We start from the raw sequence: 9,377 nt of genomic DNA, 5'->3' as shown, positions 1-9,377 counted from the left end.
GGTCTGTGAAAAAAGAAACCGATATCCGGCGTGGAAGGCATTGTGTTTTCCTGATGCATGTTCACCTGGTCTTTGTCACCAAATACCGACGTCAGATTTTTGACTATGACGCGACAGAAAAACTACGCACTTACTTTTCAAATGTATGTGCTGATTTTGAAGCTGAACTGGTTTAAATGGATGGCGAACCAGATCACGTCCATTTGTTAATTAACTATCCTCCCAAACTGGCGATATCCAGTCTGGTAAACAGCCTCAAAGGCGTATCGGGTAGGTTACTGCGACGAGATCGACCAGATATTGCAGTCAGGTATTACTACAAAGGCGTTTTGTGGAGTCCTGGCTATTTTGCCAATAGCTGCGGAGGTGCGCCAATATCCGTCATCCGCCAATACATTGAACAACAGCAAACACCTGGTTAGGTGGAAAACCGCGCCTTATATCCCCGCCCTGAAGGACGGGGTTTTACGGCGCACCGGATAAATTTGGTTATGCGCCGTCAGCCGTGCTAAAGAATACGGACCAGCACCCAACGGATGCCAGTCCACACAATTAACGTAACTCTGGCCAGTACGCTTTGTTGGCCTCCAGCAACTCATCCAGAATAGCTTTGGCGACCGAGGCGCTCGGTACCGTTTTCGATAACGTAATCGCCTGCCACAGGTGCTGATATGAACGCTGTTCCCAGGCGTCCACGACCAGTTTTTCCACCGCCACTTGCTGACTCATTAACCCTTTCTGAAACTGCGGGATATCGCCGACCACCAGTGGTTCTGGTCCGTTGTGCCCGACCAGACACGGGATCTCGACCATCGCTTCATCATCAAAGTTATGGATTGCCCCGTTGTTAGGCACAATCAGCAACATCCGCTCCTGAGTGTTGAAGGCAATTGCCGCCGCCAGATCGACGATGTATGACGCATGTTCGTCAATCTCCAGCTTGGCCGCCGCTGAATTTCCTGCCGCTGTAATGGCGCGGCAAGCATCGAAAACCTGTTTCTCGCGATGTTCCATTCACCTCATTCGCGCGGGTATGTTCAGGGTTGGAATGCTGAACAACATAATCCGGGAAGAGATAATATTTCAGATAGGTGTTCGGCAATGTATCCGGGTCCAGTGCCTGGACATCCCGCGCTTTTGCATAGGTGTCGTTCCAGCTCGCTTCAGTATGTGTATCTTGCTGCGGTGGAACATAACCGTGCTTAGAGACATATTGCCGCAGCTGGGGCATCAGGTCGTTGCCCTGCAAATCTTCAATTGATGTCCACCAGCCAAAGTGGTTCAGGCCGTAGTAGCGCACGCGCATCTGTTTGCGATCTTGCAGCCCAATAATTTGCGCCATCCGGCTTTCAATACCGATTGGCATGTCACAGATGTTGAGGATTTTCGCATTCGGGCGCAGACGACGCGTGGCTTCTGCGACAATTGCTGCCGGGTTGGAGTAGTTGAGCATCCAGGCATTTGGTGAATATTTTTCCATATAATCCACCAGTTCCAGGACGCCGCCAATGGAACGCATGCCGTACGCTATTCCGCCGGGTCCGCAAGTTTCCTGACCAACAACGCCGTGGCGCAGCGGGATTTTTTCATCCAGTTCGCGCATCGGGTATTTGCCGACGCGGATGTGCGCCATGACAAAATCAACGTCGCTGAATGCCACTTCAGGATCGGTGGTGTAACTAAACGCAATGTCCGGCGCTTTCTCTTTAAGGATGACTTTACAGGCTTCGGCAATCACTTCCTGCCGCGCACCATCGTTATCATAAAATTTCAGTGCACGAAGCGGGAAACGGTCCTGATTCGCCAGGAGCATCAACACGATGCCTGGCGTAAAGGTGCTTCCACCGCCTGCGACAACCACTGAGAATTTGGTCATTATACTGCCTCCGTAATGGCAACATTTTCTGCTGATTGATGAGAATTAATTAAGCTATCGAGCTGTTCACGCAGCTGGGATACATGCAGACCAATGATCACCTGAATGGCATCGCCACTACGGAAGACGCCGTGCGCTCCCAGCTTTTTAAAGACTTCGTCATCCAGCGTTTGTGACATGTCATGCAGTGCAATACGTAAACGCGTCGCGCAATTGTTAATGCTGGAGATATTGCCGACCCCGCCCAGGGCTTGCAGGATACCGGCAGCCTGATCCAGCTCTTTTTTTGGCTCTGCAGCGGTGGTTTGGCCTCGCGAGGCTTTGTATTCGGCTTTTGAGTAGAGTTTCACTTCCGCATCTTCACGTCCCGGCGTGCACATGTTGAATTGCAGAATCAGTGTGCGGAAAACCACGAAGTACAGCAGGGTAAAGCACAACCCAATGGCGATTTGGGTCAGCATCATATCCGCGTGGTTGCTGAACATCGGGATCCAGTTTTGCGGTAAAACCTGGTCAATCAGACCTCCGCCCATGTTGCCCACCACACCAAAGAGATACATCACGGTCGACATTGAGGCCGCCAGCACGGCGTGTACCGCAAACAGCAACGGTGAAATGAACAGGAAGGTAAATTCCAGCGGTTCGGTAATTCCCACCAGCATGGCGGTTAAGGTTGCGGGAATCAGCAAGCCCGCCACTTTTACCCGATTTTCCGGTGCGGCAGTGAAGTACATCGCTAAAGAAATGCCCACGGCACCAAAGATTTTTGAGTTACCGTGCAGGGCAAAACCGCCTTCCGGGAACAACGATTTCAGCGGCTCGGCGCTCAGACTGAACTCTTGCAGATGCTGCGCCCAGTACATCTGAATGCCGCCTTCAACAGCTGCCGGACCAAAGATAAACTGTCCGTAGATGAAGTGGTGTAAACCGGTTGGGATCAGAATACGTTCGAGGAAGGTGTAAACCCACACCCCAAGCGCACCCGCCGAACGCAGGAACGCTTGCAGAGATTCAATCCCCATTTGTACTTTTGGCCAGCCGAGCAACGTCAGCCAGGCACAGGGGATCATCACCAGGAAGGCGATAATCACCACATAAGACGTCCCCTGGAAAATGCCGAGAAAAACCGGCAGTTTTTTATCGAACAGACGGTTATGCAGCGCCGTCACAATGCCGGAAATGATAATTGCGCCGATAATGCTGGTATCGAGGGTTTTAATCCCGGCCATCATTGTCAGACCGCTACCTGCCACCGCGTCCTGAGTGAAATCGACGCCGAAGTAGCTTCCCCAGGTCATTCCCATCGCGTTGATGAAATAGTTCCAAGTCAGGAAACTCACCATCACCGCCAGACAAGCACGCCCCTGCGCTTGCTTAGCAAGGCCAATGGGTAAACCGACAGCAAAAATCAGCGGCATATTACGGAATACCGTCCAACCGCCCTCTTCAATAATGTGTACGATTTGCGCGAATAAACTGTTCGGATCGGTCAGTGATTCCCCGACAAACATCGGGTTTTGCAGCAAGATGGCAAGACCCACCACAATCCCGGCGAAGGGAAACAGCAGCACTGGCGTGAACATCGCGCCGCCAAAGCGTTGAATTTGACTGAGCATTTCCACATCCTCTTTTCTCAATTCTGTAAGTAGGAAGCCTGATTGGTTATGCGGCAGGCCTGGAGCGAGGATAGGAAGATGCGATCGGCAGAACATGACGACCCAATGGGATTCGTGATCGCTTTCATGCTTTTCGTTGGGTGGTAGAGATCTACGTTTTCGCGAAAAAGTAGACATCTGTGAGCACTGGTACACAGCATCGAACACATCTTTAAAAAAAAGATGTTTTTTCAATCGATTAAGCAGAACTTGTGGGCGCATTACCCGGGCTTGCAGGCAAAAAAGAGATCTAGAGATGATCTACAAAAGCATTGCGGAGCGGTTAAGAATTCGACTTAATTCCGCGGATTTCACGCTAAACAGCCTTCTTCCCGGTGAAAAAAAGTTGGCGGAAGAATTTGCAGTATCCCGGATGACCATCCGTAAAGCGATTGACCTGCTGGTAGCGTGGGGGCTGGTGGTCCGCCGCCACGGCAGCGGCACTTACCTGGTGCGCAAAGATGTGCTGCATCAAACCGCCAGCCTGACCGGACTGGTGGAGGTGTTAAAACGGCAGGGAAAAACGGTCACCAGCCAGGTGCTGATTTTTGAAATCATGCCTGCGCCTCCGGCCATTGCCAGCCAGTTACGGATTCAAATCAACGAGCAGATCTACTTCTCCCGTCGCGTTCGTTTTGTGGAAGGGAAACCGCTGATGCTGGAAGACAGCTATATGCCGGTTAAACTGTTCCGTAATCTTTCGCTGCAACATCTGGAAGGGTCGAAGTTTGAATATATTGAACAAGAGTGTGGGATTTTGATTGGCGGTAATTATGAAAGCCTGACGCCGGTGCTCGCCGATAGACTGCTGGCGCGGCAAATGAAGGTAGCGGAACACACGCCACTGCTGCGGATCACCTCGTTGTCATATAGCGAGAGCGGGGAGTTTTTGAATTATTCAGTGATGTTCAGAAATGCCAGCGAATTCCAGGTGGAGTACCATTTACGGCGACTCCACCCGGAAAAGAGTTAACCGATACTCCAGAAGAGCACCGCCAGTAATTGGGGGGTGATAATTCGCAGAAACATCACTAACGGATAGACAGTGGCGTAAGAGAGCGCCGCCGCACCACTGGTTGGATGAAGATTATTAGCAAACGCCAGCGCCGGAGGATCGGTCATGGAACCTGCCAGCATCCCGCACATGGTCAGGTAATTCATTTTGGCTAACATCCGCGCCAGAATGCCAACAGTAATCAGCGGAACGGCGGTGATCAGGGCACCATAACCAATCCAGCTTAGCCCTTCGCCATTGACCAGGGTATTCACAAAATCCCCACCAGATTTCAGACCAACGACCGAGAGGAACAGCACGATCCCCAGCTCCCGCAGCGCGAGGTTGGCACTTGGCGGCATAAACCAGTACAGCTTGCCGATACTGCCGATACGCCCGAGGCTCAACGCCATAATCAGCGGACCGCCCGCCAGCCCCAGTTTCAACGCGGCCGGGAACCCAGGCACAAAGACGGGAATAGAACCTAACAATACGCCAAGCCCGATGCCAATAAACACTGGCAGCATCTGAACCTGTTGCAGTTTTTGCTGCGCATTCCCCAGCACATTGGCAACGGCATCAATTGCGGACGGACGCCCCACCAGATTGAGGATATCGCCGAACTGCAGGCTGATATCGCCACTGGCGACCAGTTCGACCCCGGCACGGTTCAGGCGCGAGATAACAACGTCATAGCGTTCTTTAAAGTGCAGGTCGCGAATACGTTTTCCGAGCACGTTTTCATTGGTGACCACCACACGCTCGACGCGCAAATCAGTGCCTTTCGTGGACAGCGAAGTATCGACCTCCTGACCAATCACCAGTTGCGCATTATGTAAATCCGCTGGCTGCCCCACCAGATGCAGCAAATCGCCCAGTTGGATAATGGTATCTGGCGAAGGAACTTTTAGGGTTTCTTCGCGTTTCAGACGCGAGCAGATAATTTTGTCGCCGTTGAGAATCGGTACATCTTTAATGGCTAAATCATGCAGGTTAGGGTTCTCAACGCGAATATTGATAGTCTTGATCAGCGCGCCGCCATTGGTGCGTGAAGACTCGTGCTGCTGAGCTTCTGTCTCGACATTGACGCGGAAAATAACCCGCAACATCCACATGGTGAACAAAATCCCGCAAATGCCGAATGGATACGCCATCGCGTAACTCATCCCCATCTGATCGACCATTTCCATTGGTGTACCCAGGTCGCGCAAGATCTGCTGCCCTGCCCCCAGCGCTGGCGTATTGGTAACCGCACCGGAGAAAATCCCCAGCACTACCGGCAGTGGAATATCAAACAGTTTATGCAGGATGGCGGTAACCAGACCACCGATGATGACGATCAGAACAGCAAACAGGTTGAGGCGTAATCCGGAGACGCGCAATGAGGCAAAGAAGCCCGGCCCTACCTGAATCCCGATGGTATAAACGAACAGGATCAGGCCAAATTCCTGAATAACATGCAGCATATCGCTACTTAATGTCATCCCCGCCTGAGAAACAAAATGGCCGACGATGATCCCACCAAACAGCACGCCGCCAATACCTAATCCTATGCCGCGAAATTTGACGTTGCCGATAAACAAACCGACGACTGCCACCAAAGCCAGAATACTGACCGTTAATGCTATATCACTCATCGTCCATTTCTCTTGAGATAACATTTTAATTGCTACGGATTATGGCTGAATCGGTGAAGCAGATTTGCCTTATAGCGCACATTATCACGGGAAAGAACGTGCCGAAATATCTTAAACAGTCGAAATTTAACGCATTGTTGAAGAAGAAAGACAAAAAAAGCCCCACCAGAATGGCGGGGGCAAAGAGAATAGCTAGTTAGCTATTTAACGCGGGACGTTCGCTGATAGCGATACGCTGCGCTGCGATGGGTTCAGGCTCATTACGAATTAAATCAATATGCAGTAAACCGTTTACGAAGGTTGCGCCAGAGACTTCCATATTTTCAGCCAGCGTAAAGCTCAGGCTAAATGGCTGATTCATAAGCCCTTGATGCAGCCATTTTTTCTCTTCTTTTGGCTGCTCCGGCGTGCCTTTTACGCTCAGGCGCGTACCTTCCAGTTGAATCTCTAAATCTTCCTGACGGAAACCTGCCAGCGCAAGGGTAATGCGGTAGTGGTTATCGTCGCTTTTCTCAATGTTGTACGGCGGGAAGCTCTGGCTTTCACCGGCGTTTTGCAGTGCGTTGGCCAGTTTGTCAAAACCGATCCATTGACGCATCAGTGGGGATAAATCGAAGTTACGCATAGTCATTTCTCCTTCTAAGAAGCGAGTAAGTACCTGCAAATCCGAAGATTCGCATATGCTCCCTGACGGCGAGCATGGAGATGTCAGGCCGCGTCAGGCGGCCTTAGGGTATTAGTTGATTTCGATACGGCGCGGTTTTTTCGCTTCCGGAATCACGCGTTCGAGATCGATATACAGCAAACCATTTACCAGGTTAGCCCCACGAACATGAATGTTCTCAGCTAACTGGAATTTGCGTTCAAAGTTGCGTTCAGCGATGCCCTGGTACAGATAGGTGCGCTCTTTTTGTTCGTCGGCGTGAGCACCTTTCACCACCAGCAGATTATCCTGGGCGGTAATTTCCAGTTCGCTCTCAGCAAAACCAGCCACAGCGATAGCAATGCGGTAATGGTTTTCGTCTACCAGTTCAACGTTATACGGAGGGTAGCCGCCATTACTCTGGCTCTGGTTGTTTTCTAAGTGGTTAAACAAACGGTCAAATCCAATAGCAGAACGGTAAAGCGGGGATAAATCAAAGTTACGCATAATCAATAGCTCCTGAAATCAGCGAGAATGTAATACCTTCCACAATGGACAGGTCAGGTAGCCAGAACACCCATCAGGCGCGTCCTCATCGGCTACGATGTAAAAATGGGTCTGGAAATGAACTTTTCAAGCCTTATCAGCGGACTTTTTTTTGCAGTTTATGGTCTATTGCATAGACTGAGGGGGCAGCACGAAACGTTAAAGTGCGATAGCCGCCACAGTGCGACGTAATGATGATGTTATTTTCAGCAAGGGAGCGCTATAACTCATCAGGCCAACACCCACGATCAACAGATGAATTTATTATGATAAGAAATGTGTTGTTAGCGTTCATGATATGCAGCGGAATGACATTACTCGGAGGATGCTCCAGCGTGATGTCCCATACCGGAGGGAAAGAAGGAACGTATCCCGGCACCCGCGCCAGCGCAACCATGATTGGCGACGATGAAACCAACTGGGGCACTAAGTCGCTGGCGATTCTCGATATGCCGTTTACCGCTGTGATGGACACGCTTTTACTGCCGTGGGATGTGTTCCGCAAAGACAGCTCGGTGCGCTCACGCGTTGAAAAAAGCGAAGCCAACGCGCAAGCCACCAATGCGGTTATTCCACCGGCCAGAATGCCTGATAACTGATTTAGCGATCAGTTTCGGTGATCCACAGCTGGCCGCCTTCCATCCACGCCAGCCATTGACCATCCGGCGAGAAGACCACGGCGTCCGCAGAAGGTGGATTGGCGTGGTTTTCGGTTAAATACTCAACCTCGCCACTTTGCGCATGGGCACAAGCAATTCGATTATCCAGCACAAAGCCCAACCATTCTCCTGACGGATGCCAGTTAAATGCAGACTGAATATCCGTTTTGTTATGGGTTAACTGGCGCGGCTCGCCGCCCTGTGGCGAGATAAGCCACAGTTGCACAATGCCGTTATCATCACGCATTAAAAACGCGATTTGCGTACCCTGCGGATTACAGCGCACCCAGTGGCGCGGGACGTTGACTAACCCCGGATAAACCCGATGGTGGGTAAAGGTTAAACGTCGCTGCACGACGCCGCGCGGTGGCGCGGGCAGGGTGGTTTCCGTTCCACTTAACGGCGCATCACCTGCCGCTTTCCAGCCAGCTTCATCTTGCGGTAACTCAACGATAAACAGCTCCGGCACTTTCTCGCCCTTTGGCGAAAGTGTGTCGCCAATAAACGCCAGCGCGTGATTTCCTACCCATCCTTCTTCATAAGCACGATTGATTTCATCTCTGCCAGGCTGCGGCGTGGGCGTGGTTTTACTCACCAGCACGCACCAGTGGCTACCGCTGTATTCACGCGGATGCTGCTTTTGTACGTTGACCGGGCCAAACGGCGCAGCAACACCGACGTTTCGCAAATCCAGCGCCGGATCGAGTTCATGCATTACATGGTCGTTATAGGTAAAGCTCACCCTTTCACCGTTCGGGCTAAAGACATGCACATGGCTGCCGCCGCGCAGCGCTCCTGGCGTATACGGCGCGGTAATATCCATTGCATCGAGATTGCTCACCTTGCCGCCTTCAGCAATGACTCCGCGTCGATGATGGAAATCGTAATACCATGTTTCATCAGGATTTTCCGGGCCATGGATGAAAACATATTTCTCTGACTTCGGATGAACCACGGCAGCCTGACGGCTGCAAATTGAAAACCGCCCCTGTTCGTCCTGTTGTTGCCGCACGCTCCGCAGAATATGTATGCTCTGAGGACCTGTTTTATTAAGGACTCATCGGTAATGACTCCAACTTACTGATAGTGTTTTATGTTCAGATAATGCCCGATGACCTTGTCATGCAGCTCCACCGATTTTGAGAACGACAGTGACTTCCGTCCCAGCCTTGCCAGATGTTGTCTCAGATTCAGATTATGTCGCTCAATGCGCTGAGTGTAACGCTTGCTGATAACGTGCAGCTTTCCCTTCAGGCGTGATTCATACAGCGGCCAGCCATCCGTCATCCATACCACGACCTCAAAGGCCGACAGCAGGCTCAGAAGACGCTCCAGTGTGGCCAGAGTGCGTTCACCGAAGACGTGCG

General features: G+C 51.4%; 6 protein-coding genes, 5 pseudogenes and 1 other annotated feature. Of the genes and pseudogenes, 4 read left to right on the top strand and 7 right to left on the bottom strand.

All coding sequences use genetic code 11. The features are described from left to right. The first annotated feature begins 5 nt into the window (after nucleotides 1–5). Both tnpA and BGK49_RS30850 read left to right on the top strand, forming a co-directional pair. Nucleotides 6–422: pseudogene (gene tnpA, locus BGK49_RS04095) on the top strand (IS200/IS605 family transposase). Between the two features lie 59 nt (nucleotides 423–481). Next, a pseudogene (locus BGK49_RS30850) lies at nucleotides 482–556 on the top strand (hypothetical protein); the annotation flags it as partial. Here the strand turns inward: BGK49_RS30850 and BGK49_RS04090 are convergent. Next, nucleotides 553–1,876 (bottom strand): annotated as a pseudogene (locus BGK49_RS04090) (6-phospho-alpha-glucosidase). The pseudogenes BGK49_RS30850 and BGK49_RS04090 overlap by 4 nt on opposite strands. Next, entirely contained in the window at nucleotides 1,876–3,492 is a 1,617-nt protein-coding gene (locus tag BGK49_RS04085) for a PTS sugar transporter subunit IIB (protein ID WP_000952141.1), read from the bottom strand. The pseudogene BGK49_RS04090 and the gene BGK49_RS04085 overlap by 1 nt, the downstream one beginning before the upstream one ends. Before the next feature lie 295 nt (nucleotides 3,493–3,787). On the opposite strand from BGK49_RS04085, the gene BGK49_RS04080 reads away from it, so the two are divergent. After that, entirely contained in the window at nucleotides 3,788–4,504 is a 717-nt protein-coding gene (locus BGK49_RS04080; RefSeq protein ID WP_046891659.1) for a GntR family transcriptional regulator, read from the top strand. Here BGK49_RS04080 and BGK49_RS04075 read toward each other — a convergent pair. The 3 genes from BGK49_RS04075 to ibpA form a co-directional block, all read right to left on the bottom strand. Then, nucleotides 4,501–6,162 carry a putative transporter gene (locus tag BGK49_RS04075; RefSeq protein WP_001279760.1) on the bottom strand — a complete coding sequence of 554 codons (1,662 nt, stop codon included), beginning with the start codon at nucleotides 6,160–6,162 and terminating at the stop codon, nucleotides 4,501–4,503. The genes BGK49_RS04080 and BGK49_RS04075 overlap by 4 nt on opposite strands. Nucleotides 6,163–6,358: 196 nt before the next feature. Next, the gene (gene ibpB, locus BGK49_RS04070) at nucleotides 6,359–6,787 is read right to left on the bottom strand and encodes a small heat shock chaperone IbpB (RefSeq protein ID WP_001243431.1); all 429 of its coding nucleotides are present in this window, start codon (nucleotides 6,785–6,787) and stop codon (nucleotides 6,359–6,361) included. Nucleotides 6,788–6,898: 111 nt separating this feature from the next. Further along, nucleotides 6,899–7,312 (bottom strand): small heat shock chaperone IbpA, encoded by a 414-nt coding sequence (gene ibpA, locus BGK49_RS04065; protein ID WP_001243437.1) that lies wholly within the window; start codon nucleotides 7,310–7,312, stop codon nucleotides 6,899–6,901. After that, nucleotides 7,306–7,378, bottom strand: a sequence feature (ROSE (Repression Of Heat Shock gene Expression) occurs in the 5'-region of heat shock genes and acts as an RNA thermometer to modulate expression.). It overlaps the preceding gene by 7 nt. A 239-nt stretch (nucleotides 7,379–7,617) precedes the next feature. Between ibpA and BGK49_RS04060 the strand changes: the two genes are divergently transcribed. Further along, complete coding sequence (locus BGK49_RS04060) at nucleotides 7,618–7,950, top strand: YceK/YidQ family lipoprotein (protein ID WP_000620888.1); 333 nt, start codon at nucleotides 7,618–7,620, stop codon at nucleotides 7,948–7,950. A 1-nt stretch (nucleotide 7,951) separates the two neighbouring features. Here the strand turns inward: BGK49_RS04060 and BGK49_RS04055 are convergent. Beyond that, a pseudogene (locus BGK49_RS04055) lies at nucleotides 7,952–8,962 on the bottom strand (DUF3748 domain-containing protein); the annotation flags it as partial. 125 nt (nucleotides 8,963–9,087) lie between these two features. After that, nucleotides 9,088–9,377: pseudogene (locus tag BGK49_RS04050) on the bottom strand (IS1-like element IS1X2 family transposase); the annotation flags it as partial.

It is taken from the genome of Shigella sp. FC1544 (genome assembly GCF_001722145.1).
Classification (GTDB): domain Bacteria; phylum Pseudomonadota; class Gammaproteobacteria; order Enterobacterales; family Enterobacteriaceae; genus Escherichia; species Escherichia coli.
This window is presented reverse-complemented; position numbering and strand designations above follow the sequence as displayed.

Bases quoted from the DNA above. Each gene is read 5' to 3' on its own strand.
- BGK49_RS04060 (WP_000620888.1), top strand. From the start codon at position 7,618: ATGATAAGAAATGTGTTGTTAGCGTTCATGATATGCAGCGGAATGACA.
- ibpB (WP_001243431.1), bottom strand. From the start codon at position 6,787: ATGCGTAACTTCGATTTATCCCCACTGATGCGTCAATGGATCGGTTTT.
- BGK49_RS04080 (WP_046891659.1), top strand. From the start codon at position 3,788: ATGATCTACAAAAGCATTGCGGAGCGGTTAAGAATTCGACTTAATTCC.
- ibpA (WP_001243437.1), bottom strand. From the start codon at position 7,312: ATGCGTAACTTTGATTTATCCCCGCTTTACCGTTCTGCTATTGGATTT.
- BGK49_RS04075 (WP_001279760.1), bottom strand. From the start codon at position 6,162: ATGAGTGATATAGCATTAACGGTCAGTATTCTGGCTTTGGTGGCAGTC.
- BGK49_RS04085 (WP_000952141.1), bottom strand. From the start codon at position 3,492: ATGCTCAGTCAAATTCAACGCTTTGGCGGCGCGATGTTCACGCCAGTG.